This is a genomic window from Pseudomonas sp. BF-R-30 (assembly GCF_019956175.1).
Taxonomy (GTDB): domain Bacteria; phylum Pseudomonadota; class Gammaproteobacteria; order Pseudomonadales; family Pseudomonadaceae; genus Aquipseudomonas; species Aquipseudomonas jessenii.
In genome coordinates this window covers 11,854-27,377 of record NZ_JAHBDE010000031.1, presented here as the reverse complement: position 1 = coordinate 27,377, position 15,524 = coordinate 11,854, and the positions used below count along the sequence as shown (strand labels likewise).

Genomic DNA, 15,524 nt, shown 5'->3' with positions numbered 1-15,524 from the left:
ACCGATCCTTAAGTCATGCGTGTCGACCGTTTCCTCAGCAACCTGCCGTGCTTCAACCGTAAGCAGGTACGCCTGTTGCTGGTGGAAAAACGCGTCAGGGTTGACGGAAAAGTCGTCAGCGACCCGCACAGCGAAGTCCGCGAATTCAGCCGCGTCGAAGTCGACAACGAGCTGCTGCAAGCCGGTAAACCCCTGCGCCATTTCATGTTGCACAAGCCCGCCGGATGCGTCAGCGCCACCCGGGATCCGCAGCACCCGACCGTGCTCGATTTGATCCATGAACCGGACAAGGACGAACTGCACATCGCCGGACGCCTGGACTTCAACACCACCGGCCTGATGCTGATCACCAACGACGGCAGCTGGTCGCGGCGCCTGACCCAACCGCAGACCAAACTGCCCAAGGTCTATTACGTCGAAACCGAGCAGGACATCGGCCCCGAATACGCGATCAAATTCAACGAAGGGCTGTACTTCGCCTTCGAAGACCTCACCACGCAACCCGCCGGGCTAGAGCTGCTCGGGCCAAAATGCGCACGCCTGAGCATCGTCGAGGGCCGCTATCACCAGGTCAAGCGCATGTTCGGCCACTTCGACAACAAGGTGATGCGCCTGCATCGCGAACGCATGGGGTCGCTGGTACTCGACGACACCTTGAAACCGGGCGAATACCGCCCGCTGACCGACAAAGAGATCGGATCGATCTAAGCGCGCGACCGCTCAGCAGAAAGTTGTCGAACAATTTACCAACGGCACTTGCGCAATGATGTGACCCCTGCTTGAATCAGGACGTCGGCCGAAATGTGACCGACGAGTCACCCCATACTTCTAAGAAACTTTTTGCCGGTAGGAACCCAAGGGTTCCGGCCTCATCCGGCAGACTGCCCGCCAATAACAATACCCGTCGACCGGACTGCAATGGATCGACATGGGCCTCTCAAATTCCAGGCGTATGCCTACCTGTCACAAAGCTCGTGCAATCTCATTTGCGCGCATACCCGCTTGCCAGGAGTCTTATGACATGAGGCCAGAAATCGCTGTGCTGGATATACAGGGTCAGTATCGGGTTTACACGGAGTTCTATCGCGCGGACGCCGCAGAGAAGACCATTATCTTGGTCAACGGCTCGATGGCCACGACTGCGTCGTTTGCACAAACCGTGAAAAACCTCCATCCGCAGTTCAACGTCGTCTGCTACGACCAGCCCTACGCGGGCCGGTCAAAAGCCCACAACCTGCATGAAAAAATGCTCACCAAGGAAATCGAAGGACAGATCCTGCTTGAGCTGATCGACCACTTCGCCGCCGAGCACGTGCTGTCGTTTTCCTGGGGCGGTGCCGCGACCATGATGGCATTGTCGCAACGGCCACGGCGCATCGAAAAAGCCGTGATCAGCTCGTTCTCCCCGGTGATCAACGCGCACATGCTCGACTACCTCGAGCGCGGCGTCGAACACCTCGGCAACCTGGATCGCGACCGGGTCGGGCACCTGGTGAACGACACCATCGGCAAACACCTGCCGTCGTTGTTCAAGCGCTTTAACTATCGCCACGTCAGCTCCCTGGCCGAACATGAGTACGGGCAGATGCACTTCCACATCAGCGACGTGCTGCACAGCGATCGCCAGTGCTACCTGCACGCGGCGAAGAAAATCGACGTGCCGGTGCTGTTCCTCAACGGCGAATGGGACGAATACACCGCCGCCGACGACGCCCGGTTGTTCGCCGGCCACGTGCAACACAGCACGTTCAGCACCATTCAGGCCACCGGCCACTTTCTCGACATGGAGCACAAGGCCGCCTGCCGAGACAGCCGCAACGCACTGATGGGCTTCCTGAAACCAGCGCAACTCGAAAGCCGACCGCGTTACCACAACGCCCAGGAACACCATGCATTGGCAGGCTGAAGTAGCGTCATCGCGAGCGAGCCCCGCCCTGCTGCGTTAAACGTATTCTGCAGGCGCGAGGCTTGCCCGCGATCGACCGTCATGCGGTCCGGGCTTTTTTGTCACATCTGCGTTAAACCCGCTCCACGTAAAGAAAAACTTCAAATCCGCAGCCGTATCTGGTACAAAGTCAGCGCTCTGAGCGGGTGTCGTATAATGGCATTACTCCAGCTTCCCAAGCTGATAACGAGGGTTCGATTCCCTTCACCCGCTCCAATCGAATTTTGATCTCACGTCAGGGTTGTTTTGACGGGGGATGCAGAGACAGAAAAAACCGGCCTTGATGGCCGGTTTTTTTGTGTCCGGGATTTGGTGGATTTTGCTTCTTCAGTCATTCCGCCATTTTCCCTGATCGATTAGCAAGTGCCCTTGGGCGATAGCGTCTATCCTGAGACCTGTTAGCGTTTTTTTCGAAAAGCACGGATTTGTTATCAAATTCAATCCGACATTAGTGTTTTTACCGTTTCGAAATTAGCGTTTTCGCATAAGATCAAGGTTCTGTTAGCGTTTTTCTTGTCCCAGTAAAGGATTTCGTCAATGCAAGTCGGTTTCAAGACCCTCGCGACCCGTTACGACATCGCACTGGCACAGCCTCTGCGCGTCGAATCCATGATCGGCACTGTACGTGTCAATCGCGAAACTGACGGCAATGTGGAGAACCGATACCCGACAAGCTATCGGCCCGCAGACGATTTCGCAGGACATTTCGAATTCGGCCTCAAGTACGAAGAGATCCACCTCGAGTTCTTCGCCCGCCTGTTTGCAGCCATAGGCCCGCTGCCTGTCGAAGAGTGGTGTCGACGGGAGCCTTTCGGTCAATACGCCCGCCGCACGGGGTTCCTCTACGAATGGCTGACAGGCGAACGCCTGGATGTGCCTGACGTGACCAATGGCGGCTATGTTGATGTACTTTCGCCCCAAGATTATCTGACTCGTCGCGAAGCTCTGCGAACTCGTCGTTGGCGCATCAACAACAACCTGCCGGGGACGGCTGAGTTCTGCCCCTTGGTTCGTCGTACGGTGCCAGTGCAGGAAGCTCTGCAATTCAATCTGCGCGAAGCATTGGGTGAATTGGATCAGGCCTTTGGTGCCGACATCCTGATGCGTACGGCCAGTTGGCTGACGTTCAAGGAATCGCGCGCGAGTTTTCTCATCGAAAAGGAAGCCGGCCAGGCGGATCGCATCCAGCGGTTTGCCCATGTCATTGCCCAGCACTGCGGTCATATCAAAGACCCGTTGAGCAACGACAGCCTGCATTCCCTGCAAGCTGGCATTCTTGGACATGACGCCATCGGACTGGGCTTGCGGCGCTCTCCCGTATTTGTGGGGCAAGCCACGATGCGCGAGGACATCGTGCATTACATTGCCCCCCATTTCGCAGACCTCGCTCAGCTCTTGGCAGGCCTCAACGAGTTTGAGGTCGCAACCCGTGGCGCTGAGTCAGTGGCACGTGCCGCAGTGTTGGCATTTGGCTTCGTGTACATCCATCCCATGCGCGACGGAAATGGCCGGATTCACCGTTTCCTGATCAACGACACCCTGGTTCGGGACAAGGCTGTGCCCGACGGCGTGATATTGCCGGTCTCTGCCACAATCACAAGCTCGATCGACTTCAGGGCCGGCTACGATCGTACGCTCGAAGTATTCTCGCGACCGTTCATGCGACGTTACGCGACGGCCCATCGGTTCGGCGAACTCGTGACCTACGAAGACGGTACTCGCAGCAACTTCATCTTCGATGAATATGAGGACGCGCGTTTTGCCTGGCGCTATCCCGATCTGACCGAACACGTCCTGTACACCGCACGCGTTGTCGAGCACACGATTAAAAAGGAAATGGCGGATGAAGCCAGAGTACTGGTGATCTTTCAGCGAGCGCAGGAACAGTTGAAAGAGGTATTGGAAATGCCAGACCAGGACGCGAATCGCATCATTCGCTCTATCAAGGAGAATGGCTGGACGGTGTCGGGCAAGCTGAAGAAAGGGTATCCGCAACTTGAAGATGAGCGCGTGGCAGAGCGCGTTGTGGAGGCTGTGCGTTCTGCGTTTGAGGATTGAGAGATGGGAGGTGGATTAAGTAAAAAAAGGCACTTTTAGCCGTTTTTTGTACCCGGAATTTGGTCGAATCATGACCGATCCAGCTCTACGTTGATAAACAAATCCGTCACCTTTTCCCGGGGATGTAGAGACAGAAAAAACCGGCCCAAGTGGCCGGTTTTTTTTTGCGCGGGATTTGGTGATGCGCCTGCCAACGCTAATGTTAAGGCCCCGTTTTTAAAGGCCAAACGGAGATCAACGTTAGAAAAAGCAACGTCCTACACGACACTGGGAAATGTCCGTAGACTTGCGCATTGCTGTGCCTTTGTCATGAGACCTATAGTCCGACCGCGTCCAAATGGCGTATCGGGTTTGGCGACTCGATGACAAAGCATAGGAACCTCCGAGCAATCTCGGAGCGTTTCTGAACGCACTTGGCTACCTGTTTATGGTGGCTGTGCGTGGGAGACCTTTGGGTCTACCGGTTTGCCTTGTCCCGGTTCGCCAACCTGCGTACAGCTACCACCTTTTGTTTGGCGACACTGAGTGGTAGTTCACTTCAATTCAAGGAATCACTCATGAATGAATATATGGCTTTAACCAGTAACGCCGACGACCTCCCCTCCCTCTTCGTCAACACCACCCAACCCCTGCATTCCCTGCTCAGCACCGCCAGTTACAGAATTCGAGCCGTCACTCAGCTCCTTGAAAACCTCGCGATGCGTGGCGACCTGACCTCCGACACCGTGGTCCTCAGCGACTTCGCATTGCTCTGCTGCGTGCCATTGCGCGATGGATGCGATGTGCTTGATGTAATCGCTCGACGCATGGATGCAGAACCCTCCTGACAGTCCACCCGGCGCCTTTCGGGGGCGCCCTTTGGGGTTCATAACCTCACCCGCTGTGTTCACGGAGGACCATGAACATGTTTTACCCGATTGCGATTTTCATGGACGACGACGAACATGCGTGGGGTGTTGAAGTCCCGGATGTGCCAGGTTGTTTTAGCGCCGGTGAAGATCTGGAAGATGCAATAGCCATGGTTCAACAAGCCATTGAGGGGTATTTCGAGATGCTCGCCGAGAACGGTGCACCCTTCCCCTCAGCCAGCAGCGTTACCCTGCACACATCTAATCCAAAGTACGCTGGCTGTACGTGGGCACTGGTGGAAATCGACGTGATCGAGTAACTGATTGGAGCCCCTGATATGACTCAAAACAGTGGGTTGGTGTTCAGCGCTGAATGTGACCCTGCCACCTGGACGCTCATATCTTTTGCGTATAGATCACCGCAAGCGAGTAAAGAAGCCGTAGCGCTGCGTTGAGCCCAGCAACAGTTCCCTTATTCTCCCGGCTCATCCTTCGCCTGGAGATCAACATGCACAATTCAGAGTTGGGAATCATGATCATTTCATTGATCGGGTTGTTCGGCTTTGCCTCCTTTGCCTTTGAGTACTTGAGTGCCCGGCGCTCAAAAAAGAACAAGCCACAGTGATTTTTCAAGATCGAAAAAAGGGGCAGATGACACTCATCAACTGTCCCTGTTTTGCTTCAGCGGGTCGCGACGATAAACAGTCGCGGGAATGGCAACAGCACCGAACCATCGGCCATGGCCGGGTACGCCCGCTCGATAGCAGTCTGATATTGCTTCAGATACTGCGCCCGTTCCGCCTCGTCTAACGGATCGAGAAACGGTCGCAAGCCACTGCCCTTGAACCACTCCACCACCCCAGACGCACCACCCGCGAGCGGATGATGGTAAGTGGTGCGCCATACATCGACGCGGGTGCAACAGGCTTTCAAAATCGAATAGTAGCCACTGGCATCGGCCATTTCGGTCCTCTGCCCGGCGGCACCTGCCAGCTTGCCGACCCATGGGCCATCAGCGGCGACTTCACGCATCAAGCGGTGCGAGTGTTCATTCAGGTTGTCAGGCATCTGGACGGCCAGTCTGCCACCCGGCGCCAGTTTGCTCACCAGCGACGGTAGCAACGTGGCGTGATCAGGTACCCACTGCAACACCGCGTTGGCGAAAATCACATCGAACGGGCCACTGTCATTCCAGGTGTCGATGTCGGCGATGTCGAACTGCACCTGCGGCAAGCGCTTGCGCGCGGCGTCGATCATGTCGCTGGAACTGTCCAGCCCGCGCACCGTGGCATCGGCAAAGCGCTCCACCAGCAACTCGGTGGAGTTGCCGGGCCCACAACCGATATCGATGACCAAGCGCACGTCCCCGGCGGGGACAGCCGCCAGCAGGTCACGGGCGGGACGGGTGCGTTCATCTTCAAAAGCGACGTACTGTTTGGCGGACCAACTCATTGCGTTCTCCTGTCGGTGCGTTGTCCTCGGGACGCTACGATACCGCGGCGAGCACCGCTAAAGGTTTCAGAAAACAACCTTTTCGATCACGTCGAATGTTTGACCTCAATGGCCTGAACCCAACGCATAATCCCAAGCCGCATCCGGACCAGTACTGAACAGAAAAACGGCGCGTGACTGAAGCCCCGCGCCGTTTGTGTTCAAACCTTCAGGTCAACGACTGGCTTGCAACGCCTTGGCCATTTCCAGGTGATTTTGCAATTTAGGCAGGGTTTCTTCGGCGAACGCCTTGATTTGCGGCACGTCGGTGGTCTGCGCCTCTTGTTGCAGCTGTTCGATGGCTTCCTGCGTGGTCTTCACCTGACTGGCGGTATAGGCCTCGTCGTAGGTCGCCCCATCCAGGACTTGTGGCATCAGGGTTTTGGCCTTTTCGACAATCTCTTCCCGGGGGGCGACCGGTATATCCAGTTGTTTGGCGATTTTCGCCAGGTGCTGGTTCGCCTTGGTGCGGTCGTTGATGACGATAATGGTGTAGTCCTTGACCTCTTTGGACTCGGCTTTCTGGTGCGCCAGGCGACTTGCTTCAATATCGGCAATACCTTTTGCCGAGGCCTCGTCGATGAACTCGGCAGTCGACTGGGCAAAGACGCCGCTGGCAAACAGGCCCAGTAACGTGGCAAGACTGGTATTACATAATCGGGTGGCCATCCGGTTCATGGTCGCGCCCTCCTCTTCAAATTCAAACGGGAGCTTTCGCCCCCGCTTCTCAATCAAAACCACCATCATCCATTACTTGGATTTCTGTCCGGGCTTGCGGCCCATGTCGGGTTTCGCAGGCTCTTTGTCGACAGTCGTCGTGGTGGTTTTCCCACCCTTGCGACCGGCTTCAGAGGCCTTCGTTCGATCATTGGCGAAGTTCCCCGAGTTCGAGTTTCTTGAATTAGGCATGATTCTCTTCCTCTTGGTGGTAGTCGCGGCGGGCTGTAGCCCGCATAGAATCTGAATTTGCGCGCCCAAAAAGGTTTAGAAAATTACGTGGATGCCACGACGAACGGTGCGCGGTTTTTCAGACCAGTCGCAGGTGATGCTCGCGTTTGGCGCAGTACATCGCCTCGTCGGCATGCCGGAACAATTGCTTCTCTTCGGTGCCGTGATCGGGGTATCGGGCGACGCCGATGCTGGGCTGGATATTCAGGCTGTGCCCGTCCAGGCGCAGGGGCTGACCCAGGACCTGACGGACTTTCTCGACCACAAGGTCGGTATCGTCCGCCGCGTGAATGCTGTGCAGCAACACCACGAATTCATCGCCGCCGATGCGGGCCACGGTGTCGATTTCCCGCACGCAGCCCTTGAGCCTGTTGGCCACCGCTTGCAACAGCATGTCGCCGACCGCGTGCCCATGGGTGTCGTTGACTTGCTTGAAGCGGTCAAGGTCGACGTACAGCAGCGCCATGCGCCCGCCGCCCTCCCGGGCCACTTGCAGTGACGCCTTGAGCCGTTCGCGCAGCAGCTCGCGGTTGGGTAACTGGGTCAGTTGGTCGTACTGGGCCATGTGTTGCAGGCGGGCGTGCAATTGCTTGCGCTCGATGGCGGTGGCGACCTGGGCGCAGACGTATTGCAGCAGCTCCTTGTCTTGCTCGGTGTAGCGTTCGCCGCCCGGAATGCTTTTGACGATCAGCGCGCCGATGGTGCCGTTTTGCGAATTCAGCGGCACACCCAGCCAACAGGGTGCGTTCTGTTCGGTCTGCAGCATTTCGAAGCCGGCAAGAGGTGGGCACTGGCCCGGAGTCAACAGGATCGGCTGCCCCGTGCAGATCACCTCGACACACAGGCGCCCGGTCATGGTTCCGGGCTGTTCGGGCTGTGGCTCGTGGTCATCGACGTGATAGGGGAAGTTCAGCTGTGCGCAGTGCTGGTCGTACAGCGCCACGGAAAAACTCAATGCCGGCAGCCATTCGCCGATGATCATGTGGATGCGCTTGAACAACGCCAGCAGATCCTCTGCCGCATGGGCCGCTTCGGAAATCGCATACAACGCTGCCTGCCGGGACTCGGCCTGCTTACGCTCGGTGATGTCACGAGCAACGGCGATGCGCAGTTGATCGTCCTCGGACCAGCGTGCCGACCAGAGGATGTGCACCACACTGCCATCCTTGCGCAGGTAGCGGTTTTCGAAGTTGAGCTTGGGCTCACCGCCCATGATTTCCCGGGCCGCGTCGAGGGTGCGCTGGCGATCGCCCGGGTGCACCATGTCGATCATCGCCTCGCCGATCATCTCATCGGCGCTGTAGCCAAAAATGCGTTCGCATGCCGCGCTGACAAAGACGAAGCGGCCCTGCTTATCCACCGCACAGACGGCGTCCAGCAACAGATCGATATAACTCGCCAGCGGCGCGGAATTCCGGTTTTCCATGGTTCAGCGTGGGTGCCCCGATAATGCAGCGCTCTTCAATCATCCCTGCCCCGTCAGCCTTGCATCCCTGTGATTACATTCAAGCCTTTTCCGGCATCAGCCCCGGCAACGCATGGACCAGCGCATTGATGGCGAAACCGATGAACATTACCCCGCACAACCGGGTGATTGCCAGTTCATGACGCTGGTACAAGGTGCGCACTCGCCGTGCACCGACGATGCCGATGAGAATAGCGTAGGCGAGCAACCCGCCGACGAAACTCAGGGCGATCAGTATCGGCAGCATTGACCAGTTGAGCAGTTCCGCGCGACTCGACAGCAATGCCGTGAACGTCGCCACCGCCACCGGATAGGCCTTGGGATTGGTCAGGCCAAACAGGATGCCGTGCCAGAACGGCTGCCGCGCCGGGCCCTGCGGCGCATCACCGCTGCTACGCCGGGCGCGCACCGCACGCCAGCCGAGCCAGAACAGGTACAGGCCGCTGAGCACACCGAGCACGTCAAACGCCGTACTGCCGATCTCCCGCGCACCGACAATCGCGATCAGCGCCGTGCTGCACCAGACCACATCACCGAGCAAATGCCCGCACAGAAACCCCGCCCCGGCCCGTCGCCCATGGGCCGCGCCAATACCGAATACCGCCAGCACACCCGGTCCCGGGGTGATGCCGTAGATAAAACCCGAGGCAAGCACGGCCATTAGCAACGATGGGGTCATGGGGAGTCCTTTTGAACGGCTTGGTGAATGGTGGCCAGTCTATATCAGGTCATTGCCTGTCGACTGAAACATCTCGACAGACGAACGGGCTGGCCCCGCTTCACTGATGACGGTGTAGTATGTTGTATTACAAACCACTACATCGAGACCACCATGTCAGTTATGTCCCTGCGCATACCAGACGAAATCGCCGATACTCTCGCGAGTCTTTCCAAAGCAACGGGCCGCAGCAAATCATTTCTGGCCGTGGATGCGCTGCGTGAGTACCTGGCCCGTGAAGCGTGGCAAATCGAGGAAATTCAGAAAGCCTTGAAAGAAGCCGATGATGGTGACTTCGCGACACAAGAAGAAGTGAACGCAATTGCAGACAAGTGGACGGCGAATGCGCGTTGAGTGGTTGCGTACGGCGTTAAAGAATCTGGATGACGAAGCCGCGTACATTGCCATCGAGAATCCAAAAGCTGCAGCAGATTTTGTCCAGGCAATTCTCGCCAGTGTCGATCACCTTGCCCGATTTCCAGCGACGGGCCGTGAAGGACGCCTACCCGGTACCCGGGAATGGGTCATGCCTGATCGCCCCTATTTGATTCCCTACCGGGTTCGCCAAGGTCGGCTTCAGGTACTACGGATTTTTCATACGCGTCGCCTGCCACCTTCCAATTGGTAAAGGCCATTTGGAAAAGCCTCTAGCGTTCGATCCCCTCCCCAATCCTGCGATTCAACCAGTTCAACGCCTGATCCCCACCCCGCCGTTTATGCCACGCCAACACAAAGGTGAACGACGGAATGTGAAACGGCGGTGGCACGACAACCAATGAAGACTGATCGATATCGCGCAAGCCGCGCGACGCGACGGTGAGGATCAGGTCGGTGCCGCTGATGAGCTCCGGGGCCACGCTCCAGTGCGGCAGGCTGACAGCCACACGACGACGTTCGCGCAATGCAGTCAATGCACGCTCGATTTCCGGGGTGCCGCTGCCGCGCATTTCCAGCAGGACGTGAGGCCGAGCCAGGTAAGTGGGCAGGTCGAGGCCACCATCGGCGGGCAGGCTGTTGCGGTCCACCAGGCAGGCATAGTGCTCTTCGAACAGGGGCGTGCTGCGCAACTCATGGGGCATTTCCGGGAATACACCGGCGGCGACATCAATGTCACCGTTGAGCACCCCTTCGAGCATGCTTTCGCGGCTTCCATGGCTGATTTGCAGGTCGATGCCCGGCGCTTCGCGGCGCAACGTTCGGATCAGTCCCGGCAAGACAATGGCGGCGCCGTAGTCGGACATCGCCAGACGGAAGGTGCGCTGGGTGGTCGCGGGATCGAAGGCGTTCGGCGCCAGCAGCGCTTGCACCTGGGCCAGGGCTGCGGCCAGCGGTACCACGAGTTCCAGCGCTCGCGGAGTCGGCACAAGACCGGCACCGGCGCGCACCAGCAGCGGATCGCCGAGCAGGTCACGCAAGCGCGCCAGCGCATGGCTGACCGCTGGCTGGCTCAAGTGCAGACGCTCGGCCGCCCGGGTCACGTGTTGCTCGCTGAGCAAGGCGTCGAGGATCACCAGCAAGTTGAGGTCGATACGGCGAAGATTATTCATCTGCTGCATGTTCTGGATAACAAAACGGAATTTAAATCTGCGCGACGAATACCCTAGAGTCCAGCAAAACCTGTTGGAGATCGATCATGAGTACGTTGCATTGGGCCGGTCTGATTGGACTGGCGATGATCGCCGGGGCGGTGGTGCCGTTTCAGAGCGCGATCAACGTCAATCTCGGGCGCGGGTTGGGCCATCCGCTGTGGGCGACACTCGCCTCGTTGCTGGTGAGCGTCGTGGTGCTGTTGCCGATCATCGTTGCGATGCGCTTGCCGTTGCCATCACTGGCATTCATCAGCAAGGCGCCGCTCTGGATGTGGGCCGGTGGTGCTTTTGGGGTGATATTCATTTCCCTGGCATTGGTGCTGCTGCCCAAGCTGGGGGCCGCGGGGTTCATGGCATTGGCGCTGGCGGGGCAAGTGGTGGGGTCGTTGTTGCTGGATCACTTCGGCTGGTTCGGGTTGGTGGAGCGGCAGATCAACCTGCCCAAGCTGGTGGGAGTGATGTTGTTGATGGCCGGGGTGGTGTTGATCCAGTTTTTTGATGCGCCGGCCAAAGGGTTGGTGACGGCGGGTTGATGGGATAACCGACGATGCGAAGGTGTTCTCCTGGCCGCCTTCGCGAGCAAGCCCGCTCCCACAGGGAGGTACGCGGTTCCTGTGGGAGCGGGCTTGCTCGCGAAAGCGGTCTATGGCATCAGGCCTTGTCGAGTGTGCGCAACTTCTGCGGCAACCCCCACAACAACAGCGCCACGGCGATCAGCGCACATACACCAATGACATACAGCGCCGGCGTGGTGCTGCCGGTCAGGTCCTTGATTCGGCCGACCATCACCGGGCTGACGATGCCGCCGAACTGGCCCAGGGTGTTGATCACCGCAATCCCGCCGGCCGCGCCCGCGCCGGCACCGGCCAGCAGTTTCGGCGGCAGGGTCCAGAAGCTCGGGATGGAGGCGATGATCCCGGCACCGAGCAGGCCCAACGCGACAATCAGGAAGGTCGTGTGACTGGCGAAGATCCCCGCACAGAAGAACCCGACCGCACCGACCGCCACCAGACCGGCGACAAACTTGCGCCGCTCGCCAGTAGCATCGGACAGCCGTCCGATCACCACCATGCTGATGGCGCCGCAGATGTACGGGATGGCCGTCAGCAAGCCGATCATCACCGGACTCTCGGTACCTGCGCTGCGGATCAGTTGCGGCGCCCAGAAATTCAAGCCGTAGGACGCCACCTGAATCAGGAAATAGATCAGCCCCAAAGTCAGGAAGCCCGGAATCCGCAGCGCGGCGAGCAGCGAACCACCGCTCTTGTGCGGCTCATGCTGAGCGATACGGCTGGCCAGCAAAGTCTTCTCCGAAGGCGTCAGCCAATGGGCGTCTTCGATGCGGTCCTTGAGCAGGGTCAGCACCAGCAAACCGAGGCCGATACACGGCACGCCACCGAGCAGGAACAGCCAGTGCCAGCCACGCATTTGCAGCACACCGTCAAGGTGTTGCAGCACAAGGCCGGAGAACGGCGCACCCACCAGGCCGGCGAACGCCGACGCCAGGAACAGCATCGAGGTGATGCGCCCGCGATAGTGCTGCGGGAACCACAGGGTCAGGTAATACAGCACGCCCGGAGCGAAACCCGCCTCCATCGCGCCGATCACGAAGCGCAGCACGTAGAACTGCCATTCGCTGTTGACGAACACCATGGCCGCCGTGGCCAGGCCCCAGGACATCATGATCCGGGCGATCCAGCGCCGGGCGCCGACCTTGTACAGCATCATGTTGCTGGGCACTTCGAAAATCACATAACCGACCACGAACAACCCGGCACCCAGGCCGTAAGCGGTATCGCTCAGGCTCAGGTCGGCCTGCAGCTGAAACTTGGCGAAGCTGATGTTGATTCGGTCGAAAAAGGCGAACAGGTAGCAGACCATGATCAGCGGCATCAGGCGCCAGGCGACTTTGCTGACCAGGGCTTTTTCTTCGTCGTGGCTAACGGCCGGGCTCGCGCCGGCCTCCAGTGCATTAAGGCTCATTGCGTTTCTCCAGGCGGACTTCCCGTGGGTGTCCGATTGTTTTTGTTGTCTGGTTGAGGTGTTTTTTTTGTGGGAGCGGGCTTGCTCGCGAAAGCGGTCTGACATTCAGCAAAGATGTCGACTGACACTCCGTCTTCGCGAGCAAGCCCGCTCCCACAGGGTTTCGTGTTTGGTCAGGAGGGTATCGGGTGCAAATCACAATTGCGCCCGGCCTTGGCCAGTTGACCGGGCACTTCATGGCCGAGCAGCGCCGGCAGTCCCCGGGACAGTTTCAACAGCAGCGGCAGATCGATGCCGGTATGAATGCCGACTTCATCGCACAGGTTCACCAGATCCTCGGTGCAGATGTTTCCCGATGCCCCCGGTGCGAACGGGCAGCCGCCGAGGCCACCGAGGGCTGCGTCGAAGCGCCGGGCACCAGCCTCGTAAGCGGCCAGCACATTGCACAGGCCAAGACCGCGAGTGTTGTGAAAATGCAGGGTCAGGTCTGATGGGGAGACCCTTTGCAGCACCCGGCGCACCAGCCGGTCGACCTGACGCGGGTTGGCCATGCCCGTGGTATCGGCCAGGGTGATGCCCTGGATGCCGAGTTCCTGATAGGCGTCGACGATTTGCAGTACCCGGTCCTCATCGATCTTGCCTTCAAACGGGCAGCCGAAGGTGGTGGCGATGCTGGCGTTGAGTCGCACCGGGCTGTCGCCGACGAACTGCACAATCTCGCCGAACGCCGCCAATGAATCCTCACAACGCATGCGCATGTTCGCCAGGTTGTGGGTCTGGCTCGCGGACATCACCAGGTTCAGCTCATCGACACTGCACGCCAATGCCCGTTGCGCGCCTTTGAGGTTGGGGATCAGCGCGACATAGATCACCCCCGGTTGCCGGCTAATGCCCTTGAACACCAGTTCACCATCGCGCAGCGCAGGAATGGCCTTGGGCGACACGAACGAACCGGCTTCGATGCGGCTGAACCCGGCCAGCGACAGTTGATCGATCAGAGCGATCTTGTCGTGGGTTTCAACCCAGGTCGGCTCGATTTGCAAACCGTCGCGCGGGGACACTTCCTGCACGATCAGGTGGTCGGAATAATCGCTGATCATTGCACCACTCCTTCGACTTTCAGGCGTTCGATGTCTGTTGCAGTCAGGCCCAACTGCGCGAGGATGCCGTCGGTGTGCTGGCCCAGCCCGGGGCCGGACCAGTTCACGCCGCCGGGCGTCTCGGAGAGTTTTGGCACGATGCCTGGCATCTTCACCGTGGCGCCACCGGGCAACTCGGCATTGAGCAGCATGTCCCGCGCCTGATAGTGCGGATCGGCGACGATGTCGGCCACCGAGTAGATGCGTCCGGCCGGGACTTCGGCGGCCTCCAGCGCGGCCAGCACCTCATCGATGGGCAAACTGCTGGTCCAGTGGGTGATGGCGGCGTCGAGCAGGTTGCTCTTGGCTGCACGCCCGTCGTTGTGGGCGAACTCCGGCGCTTCGGCCAGATCGGCGCGGCCGATGGTTTGCATCAGGCGCTTGTAGATCGGATCGCTGTTGCCGGCGATCACCACGTAGGCGCCGTCGGCCGTCAGGTAGGTGTTGGACGGCGCGATGCCCGGCAAGGCACCACCGCTGCGTTCGCGCACATGACCAAGCATGTCGTATTCCGGCACCAGGCTTTCCATGACGTTAAACACGCTTTCGGCCAGGGACACATCAACGATTTGCCCGCCGCCCTGCCCGGTCTTGACCCTTAGCAGCGACATCAGCGCACCGATCACCGCATGCAGCGAAGCCAGGGAATCGCCAAGGCTCACGCCGACCCGCGCCGGCGGCGAACCGGGTGTGCCGGTGGTGTAGCGGATCCCGCCCATGGCTTCGCCTATGGCACCGAAACCCGGACGATCGCGATACGGGCCGGTCTGGCCGTATCCGGAAATCCGCACCAGCGTCAGATTGGGGTTGAGCGCATGCAACACGTCCCAACCGAGGCCGAGTTTTTCCAAGGCGCCGGGGCGCAGGTTCTCGATCAGCACATCGGCGCTGGTCGCCAGTTGCTTGACCAGTTCGATGCCTTCAGGGGATTTGAGGTTCAGCGCCAAGGACTTCTTGTTGCGTGATTGCAGGTACCACCACAACGAGGTGCCTTCGTGCAGCTTGCGCCATTTGCGCAGGGGATCGCCCTGGCCCATGGCTTCGATCTTGATCACCTCGGCGCCGAACTCGGCCAGCATGCGCGCCGCAAACGGCGCGGCGATCAGCGTGCCGATCTCGATCACTTTGATCGCACTCAAAGGGGCAGTCATCGCGGGGTACCTCTTGTTCTTGGAATATGTGCCAAGGCTAGAGGACAGGTAGCTCGGGAATCCAACCTTCAGTTGGCAACGGGCGTTCGCGAAATGCGAACGCCCTGGAAAATTATCGTGGCCTCAGGTCCGCCTTCGCGAGCAAGCCCGCTCCCACAGGGGAACGCATTCCAATGTGGGAGCGGGCTT

General features: G+C 59.1%; 16 protein-coding genes, 1 tRNA gene and 1 pseudogene. 9 read left to right on the top strand and 9 right to left on the bottom strand.

Annotated elements, in window-relative coordinates:
• Positions 1–15: 15 nt before the first annotated feature.
• The 6 genes and pseudogenes from KGB20_RS16775 to KGB20_RS16750 form a co-directional block, all read left to right on the top strand.
• A complete protein-coding gene (locus tag KGB20_RS16775) occupies positions 16–708 on the top strand; it encodes a pseudouridine synthase (RefSeq protein WP_154947602.1) in 693 nt (230 codons plus the stop codon).
• Between the two features lie 313 nt (positions 709–1,021).
• Complete coding sequence (locus KGB20_RS16770) at positions 1,022–1,906, top strand: alpha/beta fold hydrolase (RefSeq protein WP_057716040.1); 885 nt, start codon at positions 1,022–1,024, stop codon at positions 1,904–1,906.
• A gap of 181 nt (positions 1,907–2,087) precedes the next feature.
• Positions 2,088–2,161, top strand: a tRNA-Gly gene (locus KGB20_RS16765).
• A gap of 321 nt (positions 2,162–2,482) precedes the next feature.
• Positions 2,483–4,003, top strand: a complete 1,521-nt coding sequence (locus KGB20_RS16760) for a Fic family protein (protein ID WP_154947603.1) — start codon at positions 2,483–2,485, stop codon at positions 4,001–4,003.
• A gap of 557 nt (positions 4,004–4,560) precedes the next feature.
• On the top strand, positions 4,561–4,830 hold the full coding sequence (locus tag KGB20_RS16755) for a short-chain dehydrogenase (protein ID WP_095966257.1): 270 nt from the start codon (positions 4,561–4,563) through the stop codon (positions 4,828–4,830).
• A gap of 77 nt (positions 4,831–4,907) precedes the next feature.
• A pseudogene (locus tag KGB20_RS16750) lies at positions 4,908–5,162 on the top strand (type II toxin-antitoxin system HicB family antitoxin); the annotation flags it as partial.
• A gap of 370 nt (positions 5,163–5,532) precedes the next feature.
• Here the strand turns inward: KGB20_RS16750 and tam are convergent.
• The 5 genes from tam to KGB20_RS16725 form a co-directional block, all read right to left on the bottom strand.
• Positions 5,533–6,303 (bottom strand): trans-aconitate 2-methyltransferase, encoded by a 771-nt coding sequence (gene tam / locus KGB20_RS16745; protein WP_154947604.1) that lies wholly within the window; start codon positions 6,301–6,303, stop codon positions 5,533–5,535.
• A gap of 213 nt (positions 6,304–6,516) precedes the next feature.
• The gene (locus KGB20_RS16740) at positions 6,517–7,020 is read right to left on the bottom strand and encodes a DUF4142 domain-containing protein (RefSeq protein WP_154861758.1); all 504 of its coding nucleotides are present in this window, start codon (positions 7,018–7,020) and stop codon (positions 6,517–6,519) included.
• 72 nt (positions 7,021–7,092) lie between these two features.
• Positions 7,093–7,251, bottom strand: a complete 159-nt coding sequence (locus KGB20_RS16735; protein WP_007976786.1) for a KGG domain-containing protein — start codon at positions 7,249–7,251, stop codon at positions 7,093–7,095.
• Between the two features lie 118 nt (positions 7,252–7,369).
• A complete protein-coding gene (locus tag KGB20_RS16730) occupies positions 7,370–8,716 on the bottom strand; it encodes a bifunctional diguanylate cyclase/phosphodiesterase (RefSeq protein ID WP_154947605.1) in 1,347 nt (448 codons plus the stop codon).
• A 79-nt stretch (positions 8,717–8,795) separates the two neighbouring features.
• Positions 8,796–9,434 (bottom strand): LysE family translocator, encoded by a 639-nt coding sequence (locus KGB20_RS16725; protein ID WP_150814266.1) that lies wholly within the window; start codon positions 9,432–9,434, stop codon positions 8,796–8,798.
• A 153-nt stretch (positions 9,435–9,587) separates the two neighbouring features.
• Between KGB20_RS16725 and KGB20_RS16720 the strand changes: the two genes are divergently transcribed.
• Both KGB20_RS16720 and KGB20_RS16715 read left to right on the top strand, forming a co-directional pair.
• Positions 9,588–9,827, top strand: a complete 240-nt coding sequence (locus tag KGB20_RS16720; protein ID WP_154947606.1) for a CopG family ribbon-helix-helix protein — start codon at positions 9,588–9,590, stop codon at positions 9,825–9,827.
• Positions 9,817–10,101 (top strand): type II toxin-antitoxin system RelE/ParE family toxin, encoded by a 285-nt coding sequence (locus tag KGB20_RS16715; RefSeq protein ID WP_090453616.1) that lies wholly within the window; start codon positions 9,817–9,819, stop codon positions 10,099–10,101. The genes KGB20_RS16720 and KGB20_RS16715 overlap by 11 nt, the downstream gene beginning before the upstream one ends.
• Positions 10,102–10,120: 19 nt before the next feature.
• Here KGB20_RS16715 and KGB20_RS16710 read toward each other — a convergent pair whose 3' ends face one another.
• Entirely contained in the window at positions 10,121–11,029 is a 909-nt protein-coding gene (locus tag KGB20_RS16710) for a LysR family transcriptional regulator (protein ID WP_154861766.1), read from the bottom strand.
• Between the two features lie 77 nt (positions 11,030–11,106).
• Here KGB20_RS16710 and KGB20_RS16705 point away from each other — a divergent pair, with 77 nt between their 5' ends.
• Positions 11,107–11,595 (top strand): DMT family transporter, encoded by a 489-nt coding sequence (locus KGB20_RS16705; RefSeq protein WP_150814264.1) that lies wholly within the window; start codon positions 11,107–11,109, stop codon positions 11,593–11,595.
• Positions 11,596–11,713: 118 nt separating this feature from the next.
• On the opposite strand, the gene KGB20_RS16700 is transcribed toward KGB20_RS16705, so the two are convergent.
• The 3 genes from KGB20_RS16700 to KGB20_RS16690 all read right to left on the bottom strand — a co-directional run bounded on the left by KGB20_RS16700 (position 11,714) and on the right by KGB20_RS16690 (position 15,335).
• A complete protein-coding gene (locus KGB20_RS16700) occupies positions 11,714–13,045 on the bottom strand; it encodes an MFS transporter (RefSeq protein WP_154861768.1) in 1,332 nt (443 codons plus the stop codon).
• A gap of 173 nt (positions 13,046–13,218) precedes the next feature.
• Positions 13,219–14,145: a hydroxymethylglutaryl-CoA lyase gene (locus KGB20_RS16695; protein WP_154861772.1), complete on the bottom strand. Its 927-nt coding sequence runs from the start codon at positions 14,143–14,145 to the stop codon at positions 13,219–13,221.
• Complete coding sequence (locus tag KGB20_RS16690) at positions 14,142–15,335, bottom strand: CaiB/BaiF CoA transferase family protein (protein ID WP_154861774.1); 1,194 nt, start codon at positions 15,333–15,335, stop codon at positions 14,142–14,144. Before KGB20_RS16690 ends, KGB20_RS16695 begins: the two co-directional genes overlap by 4 nt.
• Between the last annotated feature and the right edge of the window lie 189 nt (positions 15,336–15,524).

Coding starts and splice junctions, on each gene's coding strand:
- KGB20_RS16705 (WP_150814264.1), top strand. CDS start 11,107: ATGAGTACGTTGCATTGGGCCGGTCTGATTGGACTGGCGATGATCGCC.
- KGB20_RS16735 (WP_007976786.1), bottom strand. CDS start 7,251: ATGCCTAATTCAAGAAACTCGAACTCGGGGAACTTCGCCAATGATCGA.
- KGB20_RS16690 (WP_154861774.1), bottom strand. CDS start 15,335: ATGACTGCCCCTTTGAGTGCGATCAAAGTGATCGAGATCGGCACGCTG.
- KGB20_RS16760 (WP_154947603.1), top strand. CDS start 2,483: ATGCAAGTCGGTTTCAAGACCCTCGCGACCCGTTACGACATCGCACTG.
- KGB20_RS16710 (WP_154861766.1), bottom strand. CDS start 11,029: ATGCAGCAGATGAATAATCTTCGCCGTATCGACCTCAACTTGCTGGTG.
- tam (WP_154947604.1), bottom strand. CDS start 6,303: ATGAGTTGGTCCGCCAAACAGTACGTCGCTTTTGAAGATGAACGCACC.
- KGB20_RS16715 (WP_090453616.1), top strand. CDS start 9,817: ATGCGCGTTGAGTGGTTGCGTACGGCGTTAAAGAATCTGGATGACGAA.
- KGB20_RS16700 (WP_154861768.1), bottom strand. CDS start 13,045: ATGAGCCTTAATGCACTGGAGGCCGGCGCGAGCCCGGCCGTTAGCCAC.
- KGB20_RS16725 (WP_150814266.1), bottom strand. CDS start 9,434: ATGACCCCATCGTTGCTAATGGCCGTGCTTGCCTCGGGTTTTATCTAC.
- KGB20_RS16770 (WP_057716040.1), top strand. CDS start 1,022: ATGAGGCCAGAAATCGCTGTGCTGGATATACAGGGTCAGTATCGGGTT.
- KGB20_RS16730 (WP_154947605.1), bottom strand. CDS start 8,716: ATGGAAAACCGGAATTCCGCGCCGCTGGCGAGTTATATCGATCTGTTG.
- KGB20_RS16720 (WP_154947606.1), top strand. CDS start 9,588: ATGTCAGTTATGTCCCTGCGCATACCAGACGAAATCGCCGATACTCTC.
- KGB20_RS16695 (WP_154861772.1), bottom strand. CDS start 14,145: ATGATCAGCGATTATTCCGACCACCTGATCGTGCAGGAAGTGTCCCCG.
- KGB20_RS16775 (WP_154947602.1), top strand. CDS start 16: ATGCGTGTCGACCGTTTCCTCAGCAACCTGCCGTGCTTCAACCGTAAG.
- KGB20_RS16755 (WP_095966257.1), top strand. CDS start 4,561: ATGAATGAATATATGGCTTTAACCAGTAACGCCGACGACCTCCCCTCC.
- KGB20_RS16740 (WP_154861758.1), bottom strand. CDS start 7,020: ATGAACCGGATGGCCACCCGATTATGTAATACCAGTCTTGCCACGTTA.